Below are 20,302 nucleotides of genomic sequence, written 5' to 3'. Positions count from 1 at the left end.
CCACTCGTGCCCGGCGTACCGAGGCCGTTCCGCAGGACCGGCACCGGAGGGCTGTCGTTACCGGAGCATAGACCCCGGCTGCTCCAACATTCCTGTTAGCGCTAACAATCTTGGACAATATTATCCGTGGTGGCGCTGTGAAGCAAGACACAAATTGGTGACGACGGCGGCGGGTCTCGCGCCGTTCCCTTGCTTCTTGCTGGCGCGGAAGGCTAGTAGGTAGACTGGTCTACCTACTCATCTGACTGTTGGAGGTATCGCGTGGCTTCATCTGAAGGCCAGTCAGCAACGAAGCGGCCGCCGGCCCGCGCATCGCTCCTCAAGGCTGCGGCGCGCCTCTTCTATGCCGACGGGGTTTCCGCCACGGGTATCGACTCCATCACCGCGGCGGCCGGTGTGGCCAAGAAAAGCCTCTACAACAACTTCACTTCCAAGGCGGATTTGGTGGCAGCCTACCTCGCTGCCCGCCATGAGGAATGGCTAACTCTCTACCGGGGGCGGGTTGCGGTGGCGACAAGTCCCAGGGAACGGGTTCTGGCAGTGTTCGACGCCTACATTGACCACGCGAACTTCGCCTACGAACACGGCTTCAGGGGCTGCGGCCTGCTGAATGCCGCCGCGGAACTTCCCGCGGGCGCTCCGGGACGGCAGGCCGTGCGGCAGCACAAGGAGGAAGTCGAGGGCCTCCTGCTCAAGCACGTCGCGGAGCTGCTGCTTGGGCGGGACGAGACGGCGGCCAGAGTGGCCCGGCACCTGGCCTTCCTGCTGGAGGGTTCCATGGCCAGGGCGGGCCTTGAAGGTGAAGACGGTTGCCTGCAGGAGGCCAGGATGATAGCTGCTCAGATGCTGGAGGAGCTGTGAGGGCGGTGCTTGGCCGTATGAACGGGCCCCTTCTGGGCGCCATTTTTGTTGTGGGTGCATCGGCGCTTTGGGGGACGACAGGAACGGCTGCCACGTTCGCGCCGTCCGTGAGTCCGCTTGCCGTCGGTGCGGTGGCCATGGGTGTGGGCGGGCTGCTCCAGGCGCTGTGCGCGGTGCGGCCGATAGCGAGCCACTGGGTCAGCCTCCGCGGCCGGTGGCTGCTCGTCGCAACGGGGGCGGCCGCCGTCGCGGTGTACCCCCTCGCCTTTTACAGTTCCATGCGCCTTGCTGGCGTGGCGCTCGGAACGGTGGTCTCGATCGGCTCGGCTCCTCTGGCGTCGGCGGTCATCGAGCGGTTGGCGGAGAAGAAGGTGCTGACCCGGCGCTGGATGCTCGGTGCGCTGATCGGGGTGGCAGGCGCCGGACTCCTGAGTTTTGCCGGTGACAGTCCGGAACGTCCCGGCGCCCTTGCCGGCTCCTGGGCGGTGCCCGCGGGAATCGCTTTGGGGCTGGTGGCGGGCGTGACCTACGCCCTGTATTCGTGGGCCGCTCACCGCCTGATCAGCGGGGGAGTGCCGTCCCGGGCCGTCATGGGTGCTGTGTTCGGGCTGGGCGGACTGCTGCTGATGCCCGTGCTCGCCATGACCGGCCGGCCGCTCCTTGAATCGTGGACCAATTTCGCCGTCGGGGCGTATATGGCGCTTGTCCCGATGTTCGCAGGGTACGTCTTGTTCGGCTGGGGATTGGCCCGCGTCCGTGCCAGCACGGCAACGGGCCTTTCCCTCATGGAGACGGTCGTCGCCGCCGTGCTGGCGGTCGTGGTCGTGGGGGAGCGGTTGCCGGCGCTCGGGTGGCTCGGCGTCGTTATGGTGCTCGGGAGTCTGTTCGTCCTGACGCCCCGCGAGCCTGCCCGGCCATAGCTGGGCCAAGGCATTGCTGCCACCCGTTTCCGGGTCGGCGGCCTCCGCTTAGCCTTCTGCGGTTGGCCGCTCTGACAGCGTCACTTTGGTGTCCCCGACGTCTGCGCCCCTGCGATACTGCACGCTCACGGCCTGCCCTGGGGCCTTGCTTCGGAGCGCAGCCAACAGGTCCTCGGGTGCGTTGAGTTTTGGACCTTCGAGGGACAGCAGCACGTCCTCGGGTCTGAGCCCTGCACGGTCAGCGGGACCGTTCCTCACCACTGAAAGGACCAGGACGCCCTCGGTGTCGGGCAGGTGAAGCTGTTCGGCGATTTGCGAAGTGATATCGGCGGGGGACAGGCCGATGAAGGAGTGGTCCGCTTTGCCGTCTTTGAGTAACTGTTCTGCCACTTGAACAGCTGTGGCTGCCGGAATGGCGAAGCCCAGGGCCACAGCGCCGGACTGGGGTGGAATGTAGGCTTCGCTGATGCCGACGATCTCACCGCGGGAGTTTACAACCGCGCCCCACCGCGGGTATATCGGCTGCGGCCTCGGGCGGTCGGGCGCTTTGGGTGCTCTGCGTTGGGGTGTTCTGGCTGTCCGGTACGGTGGGGGAGTCGGTGCCGGAAGATCCGGCCGGGGGTTGCTGGTTCTCCGTGCACCCGGTCAATGCAAAGACGAGGACGGCCGTCAACGCCGTGGCCCGGCGGTAGCCGTGGCATGGACGTGAAAGGGGGAGCGCAGACAGCCGGCGCCCGCTAATCCCCTGTTCCGTAGCCCCTGCAGGATGACTGCAAGGGTTAGCGTGCCTTGCCCCGCGAGCGGGTGAACCACGGCCTGGTCCGCAGCTGCAGTGCGGACGGGGCCGGGGGCAGTTCCTTGATTTGCTCGTCGGTGAAGGAACAGCGGATCTGAGTGGTTGTCATCCGGTCGATGTTGTCCCTGGCGATAAAGCGCAGGCCGGCAGCTGTCGAGACAGTGATTCCGTGCAGGATATCCCCATGGTCGTCCAGCACCCGCTCCAGTGTTCCAAACCTTGACCCGGACCCGGACACCACCGGCGTCCCCTTTACCAATGCTGTGTAGGCAACGGGCCGGCCCTCATCGTTCACTGCACCACCCCCTATAAGACACCAACGCACAGGACTGTTCATGGACGCGGCCATCCGCGCGTTCCCGGTCAAAATCCACCGCTCCGGACGCACGGTACACCAAGGAACCAGCCGCCACGGGTTAGCGGCTCTCGGCTGGATGTGGGACGGTCCCCGGCCGTCTATGGCCGGGGACCGCCGCGAGGGACGGCCGTGCGCGGCGGCTGCATGTGCGCTACAAGGCGCGGTGGCGTTCTGTGAATGCCTGACGCCCGAAGAGGCAGCGTTTGCGTGTAACGGGCATCCCGTCCCGGTCTATTAGGCTGCATTGATTTGTTGCTGACCTCCCTTGGTTTCGATTTCAATCTTGCGCGGGGCGGCCTGGGCCGCGAGCGGGATCTGCAACGTCAGCACCCCAGCGTCGTAGCTTGCCGTGACCTTGTCTGCCTCCATGGCGTCACCGAGAATGATCTGGCGGCTGAAGACGCCGCGGGGCCGCTCGGCGGCCACGAGCTCGGTGTCCTCACCGTAAGGGGCCATCCGTTCGGCGCGCACGGTCAGCACGTTCTTCTCCACGCCCAGATCGATCGCGCCGCTGTCCATGCCAGGCAGGTCAAGCGCGATGACGTAATTATCGCCTTCCCGCCAAGCGTCCATTGGCATCGCCGCCGGGTGGGCCACCGTGCCCAAAACCTGCTCGGCGAGGCGGTCCAGGTGACGGAACGGATCGAGCATCAACATCACATACCTCCTTGATCGCCTTCGATCGGATCTATATCCGCTGACATAGATTTAATAGCACTGCGAGTTGCCGCCTGCAAGTCTTTTAGCGTCCCGATGCGGTAGATTTTTTGGATCGATTCCCCGGCCGTGAGGGGTTTGTCATTGCCACGGCCGAAGCCGCTTTGGACACCACATACGCGACGCTCTGGGAATGCGCCGCAGCACTGCTGCGCAACGGGGAAGCAACCCTGGCCGAGGTCAGCGAGGTGACAGGCCTGAACCAGGGCGAACTGTTGGACCTGCTCAGCCGCAACATCCCAGGGCGGGAACCAACCTGGAAGCAGTATGGAACTACCGGACTTCTAGAGTCCTGAAGCTGCCGGAGCGGACGGACTGACACACAAACAATCCGCCAGCAGTTCAGTGCTTGAAATACTCCCGGTTATCTGACCCGCACCGGCCCGTGGAAGCAGCCGAACTCGTTTGTAAAGGCGACGAGAGTAAGGGACCGACGACGGAGCTGGGGACCGCTGGCGTTCAACCGGCGGCGTCGCTGGCCAGGTGCTCGAGCAGGGAGATCCAGGGCCCGGCGCTCAGGCGGTATGGGCATACGCCTCGTTAATCCATGTCCGAAGTTCGGTATCGATCTCTCTTCGGCCATGCAGCATGATCTCGTTGTGCCACCGGTTTGCGGAGACACGCTCCGCACGGTGCACGCGTGCTGACTCCAGTTGTCTGTCGAGAACGATGTTGATCAGGAGGCCGCCGCGGCGGGGATGGATGCCAAGGAACGCACGTCCGTGTGCGACGTGGAACGAAGAGGCTTTCTCCTGAAGTTCACACCCGTCGAGCGCCGAAATCTCGGTAGCCAGCGCCTCATAGACCTCGGATGAGATTGGGTCACCATCGATGCGTTCTCTCGCCGTTCGCGCCATTCAGCCAGCTTATGGCCCATCTACATCGTCGAGCCAGTAGCACCACCACAGGCGCGCACGCGTGACCGGGATGCGCCGGCTCCCAATCCGATCCCTTCAGCGAATGTGCAGGCAACGGCGGGCTCCATCTTCGTGCCACTAGTACGCCTCAAAGTTTGAAATGCAATGCTAAGCATGCTTATGTTGTTCGTATGGCCGAATCGAACGGCCGCCAACCAGAGGAGGAAACACCATGGGACTAGGCGACAAGATCGAGAACGCTGCTGAGAAGGCCGGCGGCAAGGGCAAGGAAGCGGCAGGTGCCGCATCCGGCGATGAAAGCCTGCGCACCGAAGGCCAGGCCGATCAGGCCAAGGGTGATTTGAAGCAGGCCGGCGAGAAGGTCAAGGACGCCTTCAAGAAGGACTGACCCGAACGCAAGCGAAAGGGTGCGCCGCATCGGTGCACCCTTTTGTGCGTCGGCATGTCGGCGTGCCCTGCCGGCTCGCTGACTTTCACCGCGTCACGCTCCGCCCCCCGAACCGCATCTTCCCGACGCAACGTCGGTAGTTTCGATCACGAAAAAGAGCGGGCGGATTCCGAAACGGGAGCGATTTTTACCTCGAAGTCCAAGCCGGTGTCGTCTCCCGCGAGCCGGCCCAGCAGGTACGCCCGGAGCGCGGCGTTGCTGGTGGTGTGCGGGGCAGGAAGGGCTTCGCCGCTGAATAAGGCGTACGAGTCGCTGGTATGGAACGCGTACAGGATGCAATCCTGCAGGTCATCCGTTCGTAGGCTCAACACGGAGTTGCGGAAGCTGCCCTGGGCACCGCTCTTAGGCATAGCCGTCACGGAAAATCTCACTGCCGTTGCCATAAATTCAGACCTTTGCAAGCTTCCTCCCGAAGATCGTTGCCCCGGGACACCATCGAAAGGTTAGTCCCTGCGTCCCGCGAACATAAGCCCTACCCGCGAGTAAGGTTGGCCGGGTGCCACAGCAGTGCTCTCCGGCGGCGGCCGTTCGCAGCGGGCTTTAGGATTGAGGCGGCAACGTCGGAAGCGAAACGGCGGCACGGTGGCGGTGCCGCTCGATGAGGGACCTGGCCATCGACTGGGCCAGTTCGGCCGCCTGCGGGTCGCCTTCCATGGCGGTCACGACGGTGCCCTTCAGCAGGAGGTGCCACGCCCGCGCGAAATCCACGGAGCGCTCCAGCCCGGCTTCCTCGGCCAAGGTCTGCGCGTGTCCCCGGATCCTTGCCATGTAGCCCACGCAAGCCCTGCCTAAGGGATGGTCCGGCCCCATTTCCATAAGGATCTTGATAAACACGTTGGACTCGTATCCGCCGTCCCCGAGCCAGTCGGCGAACACATCAAAGATGATAAGCAGCTCTTCCTCCGGGGTCGCACTGCGGCTCTGAGCTTCAGCCACGACCTCCGCGAACCAGATCTGGTCCCGGCGAGCCAGAACGGCCAAGACCAGATCGTCCTTGGATGGGAAGTGACGGTAGAACGTCGACTTGGCAACCCCTGATGACTCGATCAATTCGTTGACGCCGACGTCCCGGAGGCCCCGCCGGGAGAACAAATCGTAGGCGGTACTGAGGATACGATCCTCGGTACCACCCGTGGCCCCCGAGGGCGGGCCCGGAAGCGAAATGCCGTGCGGATCTTCGCCTGCTCCCATGAGGGGACAGTCTACTCTTCGGCGAGACCGGAAGGTCAGCCGGGAGGGTGACCGCCGGTCCTGCCGGCCGCCTGTCTCTAGGGCATGATTTTGTATACGTCGATGACAGTCTCCTCAGGCATGGATGTAAAACCGCCCTCAATACCCTGCTGAAGACGAGGAAGAAGCGTATTGTCCCGGAACTGTTCCCAACTCGCCTTCGAATCGTGGACAGCCAGGATTGTCCAGCCGCCCGTCGAAGGACCGGCGGCATGAAAGATCTGCCCCGCCGGCAAGCGCCCTTCCCCTGGATGGACAGCGGCAATAGAGGCCTCGTACTGCTCCTTAGTCCCCTGTGCAAAGAAATGCACAATTCCGTATGCCGTAGCGTCCATAGGTGCTCCTCCGGATGATGTTAATGGCGGGTGCAACCATGCTGGACCCTTCCTGACTCCGCGGCAATGGGTTCGACGGCGGGATTCTCATGTGCCGGGGGCAAAGCTAAGTTGGCTTATACGACAGGTTGGACGTCCGGCGGCTGGTCCCCGGCCGTTTCACCCTCAGGTGCGACTTTCGGCTCGGGAACCGGGCGCACTGCCCGCCACAGGACGACGCCTCCGGCAATGGCCACAATCGCTGCTGTAAGCCACCAGATCGTCCTGGACTGCTTTCCTGTCGGAGTCGTTTGCGGCCGGAGCTCACCCTCGGGGATCAGCCTCGGTATCCGCTGATGAAGCCGCGGCGCAGCTGCTTCCACTTTCCCGGCCAGCTCATCGGCTAGGGTCCGCAGGCTCGCCTGCAAGCGTGGTGAAGCTGCTTCCAGTCCGGTCTCAATTCCAGCCAAAGCCTGACGAAGGGCCGCTTCGACGCCGGGGGTAGCCCACTCCCTACCCCTGGCCACGCGCCCGAGGAGGGTTTCCTGGAGATGACGGATCTGAACCTCTCGGTCCGTTTGATGAGCGCTGCGCACAAGGGCCTCCTAGAGCAGGTGGGTGGGCCAAAAGCCTAGAGCCTGTACACGCCTATGAACAGCCGTGCGGTGTCCATCCCAAGGCCGGTCCCAGTTTGCCGGCGATGTCTGTAAGGATCTGGACGTAGTCCTCATGGTCGAAGCTGAAGGGCAGTGCGAAGGCCACCTCGTCGACTTCCTGGAATCCAGCATGTGCGTACAGCTGCTCGGCGATTTCATCGCTGGTGCCGATCAGGTCCGGGGCGAACAGCATTCCCTTTGGCCCCTGCGGTGCCCGGGTGCGGGGAGTCCGTTCATCGACGTACCGCTGGTACTTTTCCCGCTGGCCCGGCGACGCCGAATCGGTCGGGATCACTACCAGGCCCTGCGAGACCCGGGCCGGTGCATTCGCTTGGGCTGACGTTGCGGCGGCGTCACGGAAGGCCCGGATCTGCAATTGCTGAATGCGGGCAAAGTCGGGTTCCTGATTGGCTTCAGGAAAGACGACACTGCTGGAGAGTAGATTGAAACCGTTTGAACCGGCCCAGACTGCCGACTTCCTGCTGGCCGCCCCATACCAAAGGCGATCCCGCAGCCCGGGGGAGTGCGGCTCGACGCGGTTGGAGAATTCCTCGACCACGCCTTGCTTGCCGGAAAAGTCCCGCACCGGTTCCCCTGAAATCAGACGTGCAAGCCGATCCAGGCGGGCATAGCCGAAGTCCTCGAGCTCGGAGGAATCCGGATACAGCTCGTGCTTCACGGTGTCGTAGTGCATCGGTTCGCCCACGCTCAGTCCCGGATTGATTCGTCCCCCGGCGAGCAAATCCACGGTGGCAAGGTCCTCGGCCAGGCGCAAGGGGTTTTCCCAGCCCAGCGGCGTTACAGCGGTTCCAAGCTCGATCCGGGAGGTGCGCTGGCTGGCGGCCGCCATCATCGCAATGGGGGAGGAGATTCCGAACTGCAGGTGGCGGTGGCGCAACCAGGCGCTGTCGAATCCAAGCTGCTCACCGAGTTCGATGATCTGCAAAGTGGATTGGTGGCCCGCGGCGGGATCCGCCGGATCGAACAGGCCGATGGTCAGGAATCCAAGCTTGCGTACGGGGCGTGAGGTGTCGGGCATGAGCTTCCTTCAGGATCGGGGTACTGCTGGTCCCCAGAATATGCGTCCGGACCGGGCGGTTCCTGCATGCAGACACAAAAGTGCAGGGCCGGCGGATCAACCGCCGGCCCTGCCTTCATCGCAACCTGCACCAGGCAATCACCACATCACCAGCGAGTTACACTCACCAACGCGCCCCGAAGCCGGAGCGTGCCGGAGTCTCTAGGAGCGCAGCCTTAGGAGCGCAGGAAGAACGTGGCCGCAGCCCGCTCATTCTTCCCCACCTTCGCCAAAACGAGGGCCCCGTTCCGAAGCACCAGATAGGAACCCGGCACGTCGACCGACTCGAACGAGGCGCCGGCAGCATCGGAGAGGCCGCCCCGCTGCAGGAAGGCCGACGACGACCCCTCCGTAGTAGCGATCGAAACCACTGACCCCTGCACGCGGAGATAACGGCCCTTGGTCAGGATTGGTTCGATGACCACCGAGTTCTTCTTGGCGTACCCCGGCGCGAGCCGGAACTGGGACGCTCCCAGCGCGGGGGAGGAAGCGGCGGTGACGGCGACGCCGTCGTGCGCCAGGAAAGTACCCGAACCAGAGGCGGGTTCCAAGCGGACCGGCAGTTCGCCGTCGCCCACCGGTACGCCGAAGTTCGGCGTACCGTCCGCGTTCCAGTACAGCCGCTGGACCCGGGCGTGCCGATTGGGGTCGTAGAGCGGGTCGCCCACGATGTTCCGGTAGGAGCGCGCGTGGTACACGAGCACGTCGTTGCCGGCCTCATCGACGGTGAAGGAGTTGTGGCCCGGGCCGTACTGCTTCGAGCCCTCATTGGTGGTGAACACCGGAGTGGGTGTCTTCGTCCAGGATGCTGCGTTGAGCAGGTCGGCGCCGGCGTCGGCCGTCAGCAGGCCCATGCAGTAGTTGGCGTCCGTGGCGCTGGCGGAGAAGGTGACGAAGATGCGGCCGTTCCGCTTGATCACCGCGGCGCCTTCGTTGACCTTGTAGCCGCGGGTCTCCCAGTCCAGCGTCGGCACGGCAATGCGGACCGGGGTGCTGGCGAGCGTCGACGGCGACGACATGGCGGCGATGTACAGGCTGGAGTTCACGCCGGTGTCGCTCTGCGCCCAGAGCAGATAGCGCGTGCCGGCGTGCTCGAAGGTGGTGGCATCCAGCGAGAACGTGTCGGCGTGCGTGTAGACGCGGACCGGTGCTCCCCAGACGGCGTTGGTCGGGTCCGCCGCGTCTGTGGAAATCACGTAAATCCGCACCCGGAACACGTCGTTGCTGTCGCCGGCGGCGAAGTAGATGTGCCACTTACCGTCGAAGTGGTGCAGCTCGGGGGCCCAGATGTGGCCGCCCATCGTTCCGGCCGCGGGCCGCGTCCACACCACCGCTTCGGAAGCACTGCCAAGGCCGGCGATGGTGGGGGAGGAGCGCACGACGATCCGGTTGTACTCGGGCACGGAGCCGGTGAAGTAGTACTTGCCGTCCGTGTGCTTCATGAGCCACGGGTCCGCCCGCTGCGGCACCAGCGGGTTGATCAGCGGAGCCGAGCCGGCAGGAGCTGCGGCGGCAGGGGACGCAGCCACCAGGGCCCCGCCTCCGGCACCCGCGACAGCGAAGGCGGCTGCTGCCGCGGTTCCGGAGCCGAGCAAGAGCCTGCGGGAGAACTGGCGGTTGACGGAATCATTCATGCTTAAGACCTTTCGACGTGCGGGAGGGACGTGCGGGATCGACGTGCGGGTGGGGCGGGAAGGGTCAGGCAGTCAGCCGGCTTTCCGGGCGAAGAGCCGCTGGAGCAGGATGAAGACGAGGAGCAGGCCGCCGATGACGATCTTCGTCCACCAGGAGCTGAGGGTGCCGTCGTAGGCGATGAAGGTCTGGACGATCCCCAGGACCAGGACGCCGACGACGGATCCCAGGACGTAGCCGGTGCCGCCGGTGAGCAGGGTGCCGCCGATGACCACGGCCGCGATGGCGTCGAGCTCCATGCCCTGGGCCGCGAGGCTGTAGCCGGAGAGGCTATAGAAGGAGAACAGGATGCCGGCAATCGCCGAGCACAGGCCGCTCAGGGCATAGACCAGGATCTTGGTGGCCTTAACCGGCAGGCCCATCAGCATCGCGGAGTGTTCGTTGCCGCCGATCGCGTAGACCGTGCGGCCGAAGCGCGTGTGGTGCAGGACAAAGAAGGCCACGGTCACGATTCCGAGGGCCAGCAATACGCCCGGGGAGACGAAAAGGTCCCCGGGCAGCGGGATCTGCGCCTGCGCCATGCCGGTGAAGAACCCTTCGGTGACCGGAATGGAATCCAGGCTGATGACGTAGCAGAGGCCGCGGGCCAGGAACATGCCGGCCAGGGTCACGATGAAGGGCTGGATATCGAAGTACTGGATGACCAGCCCCATCAGGAGCCCCAGTCCGCCGCCGATGAGCAGCACCAGGACGATGACGGCCCCCGGGTTCCAGCCCTGCTGCAGGAGCGTGGCGCTCACCATCATGGACAGCGCGACGACGGCCCCCACCGAAAGGTCGATGCCGCCGGTGAGGATCACGAAGGTCATCCCGACGGCGAGCACGATCAGGAAGGTGTTGTCGATGAACAGGTTCAGGAAGACCTGGCCGGAGAGGAAGCTTGGGTACATTCCCGCACCCACGGCGAACATGGCGATGAACAGGCCCACGGTGGCAAGCGTCGGCGCATAGCGTGCACCCCCGCGGAGGCGGTTGCGCGCCGGTGAGGACTTTTTGACGGTCAGGGGCGTAAGCGTGGACAGAGGGGACATCAGATGGCGACCTTTTCCTTTGCGGCTTCCTGAGCGGCGGGCTTGGGTGCCGCCTTGAGGCGGCTGAGCAGGTTCCGCGCCTTCGGCGCCTGCAGCAGGCACACGGTGATGACCACGAGTGCCTTGAACACCAGCGTCACTTCCGGCGGAATGCCCAGGGTGTAGACGGTGGTGGTCAGGGTCTGGATAATGAAGGCGCCGACGACGGTCCCCACCAGGGTGTACCGCCCGCCTGCCAGCGACGTGCCGCCGATGACCACGGCCAGGATCGCGTCCATTTCGATGTACAGGCCGGCGTTGTTGGCGTCGGCTGCCGTGACGTTGGAGCTGATCATCAGGCCGGCGATGGCGGCACAGACTGCGCTGAAGACGTAGACGATCCAGATGATGTTCCGCGCGCGGAGCCCGGCCAGGCGGCTGGCGACGGGATTGATGCCGACCGCCTCGATCAGGGTTCCCAGCGCCGTGCGCCGGGTGAGGACGGCCGCCAGGGCGAACACTGCCGCGGTGATCAGGATGGAGACCGGAAGGGTGAACAGGTATCCGGCGCCGATCGACTTGTAGGAGTCGTTCGACACGGAGACGATCTGCCCGCCGGTGATGAGCTGGGCCACGCCGCGGCCGGCCGTCATGAGCACCAGGGTGGCGATGATTGGCTGCACGCCGATGGTGGACACCAGGAAGCCGTTCCAGACTCCCAGGGCAAGAGCGGCGACGACGGCGATAAGGACCGCCGTTGCGGCCGTCACCGGGGATCCGGGCTCGGGGGAAGCGGCGATGTAGGCGCACGATGCTGCGCCGGCGATCGCCACCACCGCGCCGACCGAAAGGTCGATGCCGCGGGTGGCGATGACGAGTGTCATGCCGAGGGCGATGAGGATGGTTGGTGCGCCGTTGCGCATGATGTCGATCAGGCTGCCATAGAGGTGCCCGTCCTGCATCCGAAGGCTCATGAAGTCAGGTTTGAAGACCTGGTTCAGCAGCAGCAGCGCTGCGAGGGCAATCACCGGCCACGCCAGGCGGTGTTTCAAAAGGGATTTCACTGGGCACCTCCGGCGATGACCGTCATGACGTCTTCCACGGAGACGTCGTCGTTGTTGATTTCGGCGACCAGTGCCCTGTCCTTGATGACCGCAACGCGGTCGCTCACGCGCAGCACTTCCTCGAGCTCGGAGGAGATGAAGAGGATGGACATGCCGTCGGCCGCGAGTTTGTTGACGAGCTTCTGGATCTGGGTCTTGGCCCCGATGTCGATGCCGCGGGTCGGCTCGTCGAGGATCAGGAGTTCGGGGTGGGTCACCAGCCAGCGGGCCAGGAGCACCTTCTGCTGGTTTCCGCCGCTGAGGTTCTTGATGAGGGCGTCGGGGTTGGCCGGCCGGATGTCGAGGGCCTCGATGTATTCGGCCACGAGTTCGTCCTGGACGCGGCGGGGGATGCGGCGGGCCCAGCCCTTGCTGGCCTGCATGACCAGGACCAGGTTGTCGCGGACGGTGAGCTCGCCGATGAGGCCTTCCTCCTTGCGGTCCTCCGAGCAGAAGCCGATGTGCTTGTCGATGGCGGTGCGCGGGGAGCGGATCCTCTGGCCCGCGCCCTTGATTTTGATGGAACCCTCGTCGGCCTTGTCGGCGCCGAAGAAGAGGCGCGCGATCTCTGTCCGGCCGGCACCGAGCAGGCCGGCCAGGCCCACCACCTCACCCGGATAGATGGACAGGTCTACGTTGGAAACCGAGCCCTTCCGGCCGAGGCCCTTGGCCTCGATGAAGGGCGTTACGCCGGCGCCATTGCTGGCACGCGTCCGGGCGGGGGCCTGGTCCAGTTCGGCCAAAGCTTCCATGTCCTTGCCGATCATCTTGGAGATAAGGCTCATCCGGGACAGGTCGCGGGTCAGGTATTCGCCCACGAGTTTGCCGTTGCGCAGGACGGTCATCCGGTCCGAGATCTCGTAGACCTGCTCCAGGAAGTGGGAGACAAACAGGATGGCGACACGGCGGTTGCGCAGGTCCCGGATGACGCGGAAAAGCTGCCTGACCTCGTCGGCGTCCAGGCTCGACGTCGGCTCGTCCAGGATGAGGACCTTGGCGTTGATCTCCACCGAGCGGGCGATGGCGATCAGCTGCTGGACGGCGATGGAATGGGTGGACAGCAGCGATCCGGGATCGATGTGGTCCAGCTGCAGTTCGGCGAGGACTTCACGGGTCCGCGTCCGCACGCCTTTCCAGTCGATGGAGCCGCGCCGGCGCGGTTCGCGGCCCAGCAGGACGTTTTCCTCAACGGTGAGGTTGGGGCAGAGGTTGACTTCCTGGTAGACGGTGCTGATGCCGGCCGCCTGGGATTCGCCCGGCGTCGAGAACCGCTTTGGTTCGCCGAGTACCGTAATGGTCCCGGAGTCGATGGCGTACACGCCGGTCAGGGCCTTGATCAGCGTGGACTTGCCAGCGCCGTTCTCGCCCATCAGGGCGTGGACTTCACCCTGGAAGAGGCGGAAGTCGACGCCGTCGAGCGCCTTAACTCCTGGGAATCCAATAGCTATGTCGGTCATCTCGACGACCGGAACGATTTCGTTCATCCTCATGTCTTTTCTGTGCGAGGTCTGCCATGCAACTGGCTGCCATGCGGCTTTGGTGTCCGTGCGGCGGCGGTGATCCGCCGCCGCACGGACGAACAGGAGATCGCGGTTCAGCTATGGATCAGTAGGGGCGGCTGGCAAGAACCTGCTTGGCCTGCTCCTGCGTGAAGGTGGTCTCCTCGGTGACCACGCGCTCGGGCACGCTCTCGCCGGCGATGACCTTCTTGGCCAGATCCATGAGCTGGTCGCCGAGCATGGGGCTGCACTCGACGATGTAGTTGATCTTGCCGTTGCTCAGGGCGGTCATGCCGTCCTTCACGGCGTCGATCGTGATGATCTTGATGTCCTTGCCGGGGACCTTGCCCGCGGCTTCGATCGCCTCGATGGCGCCCAGGCCCTCGTCGTCGTTGTGGGCGAACACGACGTCGATGTCGGCGTTGTTCTTGAGGAAGGCCTCCATCACCTGCTTGCCGCCGCTGCGGGTGAAGTCACCGCTCTGCGAGGCGACGATCTTTAGGTCCGGGTCAGCCTTGATGGCCTCCGCGAACCCTTCCTTCCGGTCGTTCGCCGGCGCGGATCCGGTGGTGCCCTGGATCTCGACGATGTTGACAGGTTCGCTCGCCTTGGACTGCTCAACAAGCCATTCGCCGGCCTTCTTGCCTTCCTCCACGAAGTCCGAGCCAAGGAACGTCTTATACAGCGTCTTGTCCGAGGAGTCGACCGCGCGGTCGGTCAGGATGACAGGGATCTTCGCGTTCTTGGCTTCCTTCAGCACCGTGTCCCAGCCCGACTCCACCACGGGGGAGAAAGCGATGACGTCCACCTTCTGCTGGATGTAGGAGCGGATGGCCTTGATCTGGTTCTCCTGCTTCTGCTGGGCGTCGGAGAACTTCAGGTCCACTCCGGCCTTCTTTGCCGAATCCTGGACCGACTTGGTGTTGGCGGTGCGCCAGCCGCTTTCGGCGCCGACCTGGGCAAAGCCCATGGTGATCTTGTCATCGCCGGAGTTGCCGGCAGCACTGCCGGCGCCGGCGGTTCCGCCGCACGCAGTGAGGGTAAGCATTGATGCGGCGGCCACCGCAAGCAGGGATTTCTTAAACACAACATCCTCCCGGAAGCGTTAGTTACATGCAGGCGGGAGACTTCAAACACCGCCGTTGCTGCAAGTGAGCTGATGCGCTCTGTGGATTATTGTGAACGCTAACAATCTGGCTCGTCAAGTAGCTTCGGTCACAATTTCGAAGCGCTCGTGGAATGCCTGTCGATTTTGGGAATGCCCTTTACAAGAGTCGAAAGATGTCGAATACTCGACTCCGGTCGGCAATTTGTTAGCGTTCACAAAAGAGGCTGCTCCACACCGCAGCCCGGTCAAACCCGCGCCGGCGAACCGTTCAATGGAGAAAGGCCTTCCCTTCCATGCCATCAAAACCATCAAGTCCCGCCAGGCGGACCTGCACCATGGTGCTTGCCGGGTCCCTGACGGCCGCGCTGCTGTCAATGACGCCGGTCCTGGGCGCCAAGGCTGAAGCGGGCGAGAACCGGACCATCAGCATCAACGCTGCCGGCTCCGGGCCTTCGATCGATTCGACCATGTACGGAGCCTTTTACGAGGACATCAACCAGGGTGCCGACGGTGGCATCTACGCGGAACTTGTCCAGAACCGGTCCTTCGAATTCAACTCCGGGGACAACCGCACTTACACCCCGATGACCGCCTGGGAAACCCTGAAGCGGGGCAGCGACGGAACAGTCGCCGTCGTCAATGACAGCAACCGGCTGAACGGAAACAACCGGAACTACCTGCAGATCGACGCCACCGCCGCCGGCGCGGGAACCGGCGCCGGAGTGGGCGTGCGCAACAGCGGCTGGAACGCGGGGCAGAAGCTCGAGGCGCACAAGAAGTACAACTATTCGGTGTGGGCGCGCACGTCCAACCCCTCCGGATCGACCCTCGCCGTGACCCTGGAGACCCCGGAGGGCACCCGGCTGGACATCGCCACCGTCAAGGTCAAGGGCGACAGTTGGGCCAAGTACGAGGTCACTCTCTCGCCCAAGTCCTCCACGGGCGCCGGCCGGCTCACCACCCTCGTCCAGGGAACCGGCACCGTACGCCTCGACATGGTTTCGCTGTTCCCCAAGGACACCTGGAACGGCAGGGAAAACGGGCTCCGCAAGGACCTCGCCGAGAAGATCGATGACCTGAACCCCGGATTCCTGCGCTTCCCCGGCGGCTGCATCGTCAACACCGGCAGTTACGACACCTACTCGGCCCCCAACTACACTCGGGCCCGCACCTACCAGTGGAAAGACACCATTGGGCCGGTGGAGCAGCGCCCGGCCAACCGGAACTTCTGGGGCTACAACCAGACTTACGGCCTCGGCTACATGGAGTACTTCCAGTGGGCAGAGGACATGGGGGCCGTTCCCGTGCCGGTGGTCCCGGTGGGTGTGACCGGCTGCGGGGACAGCAACCAGGCCCCGGACCAGGCAACGCTTGACCGCTACATCCAGGACACCCTGGACCTGATCGAGTTCGCCAACGGCGACGCCAGCACCGAGTGGGGCGCCAAGCGCATCGCCTACGGCCACCCGGCGCCCTACAACCTGGACCGCATCAGCCTGGGCAACGAGGAGTACAAGCCGGCGTTCAAGCAGTACTTCACCCAGTTCTACAACGCCGTCCGGAAGGCCCACCCCGAGATCAAGATCATCGGAAATACCGGCCCGTTCAGCCAAGGGCCCGAATTCGAGGACCTCGCCAGCTTCAATGCCACCACCGGCGTGGACCTCGTGGACGAGCACTACTACAACACGCCGTCGTGGTTCCTGAACAACAACCACCGCTACGACTCCTACGACCGCAACAGCTACAAGGTTTTCCTCGGCGAGTACGCGTCGCAGGGGAACAAGCCGGAGAACGCCCTGGCGGAAGCCTCCTACATGACCGGGCTGGAGCGGAATGCGGACGTGGTCAAGATGGCGTCCTACGCGCCGCTGATTGCAAACGAGGCCAACACGCAGTGGAGCCCGGACATGATGTTCTTCAACGGAACGTCCGTGCGGACCACCCCCAACTACGAGGTCCAGAAGCTGTTCATGAACAACGTGGGAACCCAGGTGGTTCCGAGCACGCAGGACAACCCGGCCTCCACCGTGGTGCCGATTTCCGGCAAGATCGGCCTGTCCACGTGGGCCACCTCCGCCCGTTACGACGACGTCAAGGTCACCGGGGCGGACGGCGGCACCCTGTTCAGTGACGACTTCTCCGGAACTGCGTCTGCCTGGACCGGCAACGGCACCGGATCCTGGTCCATCAAGGACGGCGGCTACGTCCAGTCCAGCACCACCGCCCAGAACACGATGGTCACCGCCGGAAACGCCGACTGGAGCAACTACACGCTCAACACCAAGGCCACCAAGCTGGCAGGTTCGGAAGGCTTCCTGGTCTCCTTCGGCGTCAAGGACACCGGAAACTACTTCTGGTGGAACCTCGGCGGCTGGAACAACTCCAAGTCCGTCGTCGAAAAGGCCGTCAACGGCGGCAAGACGAACGTCATCGAAAAGAACACCACCATCCAGACCGGGCATGAATACGACATCCGGATCGAGGTCTCCGGGCGCACCGCCAAGCTCTACCTGGACAACGTCCTGTGGGGCACAGTGGACGACACCCAGGCCGACCCCGTCTACTCCGTGGTCACCAAGGACGCCAAGTCCGGCGACACCATCGTGAAGGTGGTGAACACGAAGGCCGAAAAGACGCCGGTGGACATCAAGGTGGCGGGCGCAGCCAACATCAGCTCCTCTGCCGCGGTGACCACCCTGACCCAGACGGCCGACGGGCAGAACCTGGCCCCGGCGTCGAGCACCTTCAGCGGGGCCGGAGCGGCCTTCACCTACCAGTTCGAGCCCAACTCGGTGACCTTCATCCGGCTCGCCGCAGCCCGCAAGTAGGCAGCACGCCAAAGCCACGGCTTTGACCGGGACGGCCCGGCTAAATGCACAGCCGGGCCGTCCCCTTTAGGTCGGCCAGTCCGACGTCGTTTGTTCCCGATTGCTTCTTTCCCGCCATTTCAACAGCGTTCCCATTCCAAGCAGCGGCCTTCGGGCCACCCGAATGAAAGAGTCTCAATGTCCCCTACCTCCTCACGGGCCCGGACGGGCCCGGCGCTGATTGCCGCTGCTGCGCTGGCGCTCGGCGGGCTGGCCGCAGCAGCACCGTCCCATGCCGCCGTCGACGACGGCTTGGTCCTCAAATACAACCTGACAGAAACCTCCGGCACCGTGGCAGCGGACAGCTCCGGCAACGGCCGCAACGGCGTGATCAGTGGTGACGCCACCACGCTGGGCAGCGAAGGGCTGCAGCTCGGCGGCACCAATGCCCACGTCCGCCTCCCGAACGACGTCATGCGCGGGCTCGGCTCCATCACCGTCTCCACGGACGTGAAGATCGCCGCCGACCAGGGCGCCCCTTACTTCATCTGGGGGATGGGCAACACCACCAACGGCACCGGTAACGGCTACCTCTTCACCACCGGCAACGCGTACCGGACGTCCATCGCCAGCGGCAACTGGTCGACGGAACAGACCCTCAGCGCCAACCGGGACCTGGCGCGCGGGGCCTGGAAGACCATCACCTACACCCTCAGCGGCGGCACCGCCATCCTCTTCGAGGACGGTACCGAGGTCGCCCGGAAGACCGGCGTCACCATTACCCCGGGAAGCATCGGGGGAGGAACGACCACGGCGAACTACCTCGGGCGGTCCGTCTACAGCGGCGACAAGTACCTCAAGGGGCAAGTCCGCGACTTCCGGATCTACAACCGTGCACTCTCCGCCGACGAGGTGCGGGAGCTTGGTTACGTTTCCCCGGAGCAGCGCGTTGCCCTCGATCTGCAGGACCTGTCGCTGGGGGACACCTCCGCCGTGACCGCCAGCCTGAAGCTGCCTCTGACCGGGCCGAACGGCTCGGCCTATACATGGTCCTCCTCGGATCCGGCCATCGTGTCCGCGCAGGGGGCCGTGACCCGGCCGGCTCACGGAACCGGAGATGCGACGGTGACGCTGACCGCCACGGCCACCTCAGGCGGGGCATCGGCGTCGAAATCCTTTGCCGTCACGGTGCCGGAAGACATCAGCAACGCCCAGAAGGTCGCTGAGGCCGCCGCAGCCCTGAACGTGTGGGACGCAGATGCGATCCGTGGGAACATTACCCTGCCGACGGCGGGGCTGTACGGCACCAAGGTGGCATGGGAGTCGAGCGATACCGCGGCGATCGCGGCCACGGGCGAGGTCACCCGGCCGGCCTACGGCAGTGCCCCGGTGAAGCTCAACCTCCACGCCACTGTGTCCCTCGGCAAGACCAAGGACAGGAAGAAGTTCCGCGTCACGGTGCTGCCGCTGCCCAAGGCCGAGGCCAAGGAGGGCTACGCGTTCGCCTACTTCACCGGCAACGACCTCGCCGGCGAGAACATCTACATGGCCGCCAGCCGCGGCAACGACGCACTCAAGTGGGACGAACTGAACGGCGGCAAGCCGGTCCTCAAGTCCGGCCTCGGCACCAAGGGCCTGCGCGATCCGTTCATCATCCGTTCTCCGGAGGGCGACAAGTTCTACATGATCGCCACGGACCTCTCCATCGGCGGCGGCACCAGCTGGGACTCCTCACAGCGCCAGGGCAGCCAGCACATCGAGGTCTGGGAGTCGACCGACCTGGTGAACTGGTCCGGACAGCGGCACGTGAAGGTTTCGCCGGACACGGCGGGAAACACCTGGGCGCCGGAAGCGCACTACGACGAGAAGATCGGCGCCTACGTCGTGTACTGGGCCTCCAAGCTCTACGCCGACAACGACCCCAACCACACCGGCGGCACGCACAACAAGATGATGTACTCCACCACCCGCGACTTCAGGACCTTCACCGAGGCCAGGGTTTGGAACGACCCCGGCAACTCGGTGATCGATTCCACCGTCATCAAGGAGGGTGACACCTACTACCGGTTCACCAAGGACGAGGGGCAGGTCTCGGGCTGCCTGGACATCATGCAGGAAAAGTCGGGCGACCTGCTTGCCGTCGACGTGCCAACCACGAACCCGCGCAACTGGACGCTGATGGCCAACTGCATCGGCAAGAAGGCCGGAACGGGCGGGGTGGAAGGGCCCACCATCTTCAAGTCGAACACCGAGGAGAAGTACTACCTGTTCGTTGATGAATTCGGCGGCCGCGGCTACATCCCGCTGGAAAGCACCAGCCTGGAGAACCCGAACTGGAAGCTCTCCACCAACTACGAGCTGCCGCGGGCTCCGCGCCACGGCACGGTCCTGCCCGTCACCAAGACGGAGCTGGAACGGCTGCACGCGCACCCGTGATGTAGTTCTGGATTACTGAGCCAAAGGGCTTCGCCGGTACCGGCGAAGCCCTTTGGTCTATTTCTTGCCGTACTTCTTGTGGACAGCCTGCTTGCTGACGCCGAGGGCATTCGCGATCGCCTCCCAGGACAGACCCGCCAGGCGCGCCCGCCGGACCAAGGTTGCTTCCGCCCGTCCGATTTCGCGATGCAGCTCAGCAACGGCCTGCAGGCCATTCACCGGGTTGTCACCGTCCATGGATCCCACCAATGTTTTCAACCGGTTCACCTCCATACCGTCAACCTTAGTTGACGATACTCTGCGCATCAATGAAAGTTGGCGCCGCTCTCTGCGGTGCCTGGGGGTACGCGCCGAGGCGGGCCTACAATCCTTTGTAGTGATTTCGCCC

20 protein-coding genes are annotated in these 20,302 nt (G+C 64.4%); 6 read left to right on the top strand and 14 right to left on the bottom strand.

Features of this window, described 5'->3' with window-relative positions; genetic code table 11:
- Nucleotides 1-261 precede the first annotated feature (261 nt).
- Nucleotides 262-861, top strand: a complete 600-nt coding sequence (locus tag DBZ45_RS01640; protein WP_111902240.1) for a TetR/AcrR family transcriptional regulator — start codon at nt 262-264, stop codon at nt 859-861.
- A gap of 17 nt (nt 862-878) precedes the next feature.
- Complete coding sequence (locus DBZ45_RS01635; RefSeq protein WP_111902239.1) at nt 879-1,781, top strand: DMT family transporter; 903 nt, start codon at nt 879-881, stop codon at nt 1,779-1,781.
- A 48-nt stretch (nt 1,782-1,829) separates the two neighbouring features.
- On the opposite strand, the gene DBZ45_RS01630 is transcribed toward DBZ45_RS01635, so the two are convergent.
- From DBZ45_RS01630 to DBZ45_RS01620, 3 genes are all read right to left on the bottom strand, one after another.
- The gene (locus DBZ45_RS01630; protein ID WP_223256867.1) at nt 1,830-2,171 is read right to left on the bottom strand and encodes a S1C family serine protease; all 342 of its coding nucleotides are present in this window, start codon (nt 2,169-2,171) and stop codon (nt 1,830-1,832) included.
- 389 nt (nt 2,172-2,560) lie between these two features.
- On the bottom strand, nt 2,561-2,872 hold the full coding sequence (locus DBZ45_RS01625; protein ID WP_146617425.1) for a hypothetical protein: 312 nt from the start codon (nt 2,870-2,872) through the stop codon (nt 2,561-2,563).
- A 297-nt stretch (nt 2,873-3,169) separates the two neighbouring features.
- Nucleotides 3,170-3,592, bottom strand: coding sequence for an Hsp20/alpha crystallin family protein (locus DBZ45_RS01620; RefSeq protein ID WP_440130488.1), 423 nt, complete (start codon nt 3,590-3,592; stop codon nt 3,170-3,172).
- 110 nt (nt 3,593-3,702) lie between these two features.
- Between DBZ45_RS01620 and DBZ45_RS01615 the strand changes: the two genes are divergently transcribed.
- A complete protein-coding gene (locus DBZ45_RS01615) occupies nt 3,703-3,948 on the top strand; it encodes a hypothetical protein (RefSeq protein WP_146617424.1) in 246 nt (81 codons plus the stop codon).
- Between the two features lie 219 nt (nt 3,949-4,167).
- On the opposite strand, the gene DBZ45_RS01610 is transcribed toward DBZ45_RS01615, so the two are convergent.
- Nucleotides 4,168-4,509: a DUF5655 domain-containing protein gene (locus DBZ45_RS01610; RefSeq protein WP_111902234.1), complete on the bottom strand. Its 342-nt coding sequence runs from the start codon at nt 4,507-4,509 to the stop codon at nt 4,168-4,170.
- Nucleotides 4,510-4,741: 232 nt separating this feature from the next.
- Between DBZ45_RS01610 and DBZ45_RS01605 the strand changes: the two genes are divergently transcribed.
- On the top strand, nt 4,742-4,918 hold the full coding sequence (locus DBZ45_RS01605) for a CsbD family protein (RefSeq protein ID WP_111902233.1): 177 nt from the start codon (nt 4,742-4,744) through the stop codon (nt 4,916-4,918).
- A gap of 146 nt (nt 4,919-5,064) precedes the next feature.
- Here DBZ45_RS01605 and DBZ45_RS01600 read toward each other — a convergent pair whose 3' ends face one another.
- From DBZ45_RS01600 to DBZ45_RS01555, 9 genes are all read right to left on the bottom strand, one after another.
- Nucleotides 5,065-5,328, bottom strand: a complete 264-nt coding sequence (locus DBZ45_RS01600; protein ID WP_146617423.1) for a hypothetical protein — start codon at nt 5,326-5,328, stop codon at nt 5,065-5,067.
- A gap of 190 nt (nt 5,329-5,518) precedes the next feature.
- Nucleotides 5,519-6,169, bottom strand: coding sequence for a TetR/AcrR family transcriptional regulator (locus DBZ45_RS01595; protein WP_111902231.1), 651 nt, complete (start codon nt 6,167-6,169; stop codon nt 5,519-5,521).
- Nucleotides 6,170-6,246: 77 nt separating this feature from the next.
- Nucleotides 6,247-6,543 carry a hypothetical protein gene (locus DBZ45_RS01590; RefSeq protein WP_111902230.1) on the bottom strand — a complete coding sequence of 99 codons (297 nt, stop codon included), beginning with the start codon at nt 6,541-6,543 and terminating at the stop codon, nt 6,247-6,249.
- 627 nt (nt 6,544-7,170) lie between these two features.
- Nucleotides 7,171-8,217, bottom strand: a complete 1,047-nt coding sequence (locus tag DBZ45_RS01580) for an LLM class flavin-dependent oxidoreductase (RefSeq protein ID WP_111902228.1) — start codon at nt 8,215-8,217, stop codon at nt 7,171-7,173.
- 215 nt (nt 8,218-8,432) lie between these two features.
- Entirely contained in the window at nt 8,433-9,890 is a 1,458-nt protein-coding gene (locus DBZ45_RS01575; RefSeq protein ID WP_111902227.1) for a family 43 glycosylhydrolase, read from the bottom strand.
- Between the two features lie 72 nt (nt 9,891-9,962).
- Nucleotides 9,963-10,979, bottom strand: a complete 1,017-nt coding sequence (gene yjfF / locus DBZ45_RS01570; protein WP_190242959.1) for a galactofuranose ABC transporter, permease protein YjfF — start codon at nt 10,977-10,979, stop codon at nt 9,963-9,965.
- On the bottom strand, nt 10,979-12,022 hold the full coding sequence (locus DBZ45_RS01565; protein ID WP_111902226.1) for an ABC transporter permease: 1,044 nt from the start codon (nt 12,020-12,022) through the stop codon (nt 10,979-10,981). Before DBZ45_RS01565 ends, yjfF begins: the two co-directional genes overlap by 1 nt.
- Nucleotides 12,019-13,545, bottom strand: a complete 1,527-nt coding sequence (locus tag DBZ45_RS01560; protein ID WP_111902270.1) for a sugar ABC transporter ATP-binding protein — start codon at nt 13,543-13,545, stop codon at nt 12,019-12,021. Before DBZ45_RS01560 ends, DBZ45_RS01565 begins: the two co-directional genes overlap by 4 nt.
- Nucleotides 13,546-13,666: 121 nt before the next feature.
- Nucleotides 13,667-14,647: an ABC transporter substrate-binding protein gene (locus tag DBZ45_RS01555; protein ID WP_111902225.1), complete on the bottom strand. Its 981-nt coding sequence runs from the start codon at nt 14,645-14,647 to the stop codon at nt 13,667-13,669.
- 314 nt (nt 14,648-14,961) lie between these two features.
- Here DBZ45_RS01555 and DBZ45_RS01550 point away from each other — a divergent pair, with 314 nt between their 5' ends.
- Both DBZ45_RS01550 and DBZ45_RS01545 read left to right on the top strand, forming a co-directional pair.
- Nucleotides 14,962-17,499 (top strand): alpha-L-arabinofuranosidase C-terminal domain-containing protein, encoded by a 2,538-nt coding sequence (locus DBZ45_RS01550; RefSeq protein WP_111902224.1) that lies wholly within the window; start codon nt 14,962-14,964, stop codon nt 17,497-17,499.
- A gap of 177 nt (nt 17,500-17,676) precedes the next feature.
- Nucleotides 17,677-19,914 (top strand): immunoglobulin-like domain-containing protein, encoded by a 2,238-nt coding sequence (locus DBZ45_RS01545; RefSeq protein ID WP_111902223.1) that lies wholly within the window; start codon nt 17,677-17,679, stop codon nt 19,912-19,914.
- 57 nt (nt 19,915-19,971) lie between these two features.
- On the opposite strand, the gene DBZ45_RS01540 is transcribed toward DBZ45_RS01545, so the two are convergent.
- Nucleotides 19,972-20,187 carry an AsnC family protein gene (locus DBZ45_RS01540; RefSeq protein WP_111902222.1) on the bottom strand — a complete coding sequence of 72 codons (216 nt, stop codon included), beginning with the start codon at nt 20,185-20,187 and terminating at the stop codon, nt 19,972-19,974.
- Nucleotides 20,188-20,302: the final 115 nt, after the last annotated feature.

This window comes from Arthrobacter globiformis, from assembly GCF_003261175.1.
Taxonomy (GTDB): Bacteria; Actinomycetota; Actinomycetes; order Actinomycetales; family Micrococcaceae; genus Arthrobacter; species Arthrobacter globiformis_A.
The sequence above is the reverse complement of the archived record's forward strand: the minus strand, read 5'-3'. Positions and strand labels throughout refer to the sequence as shown.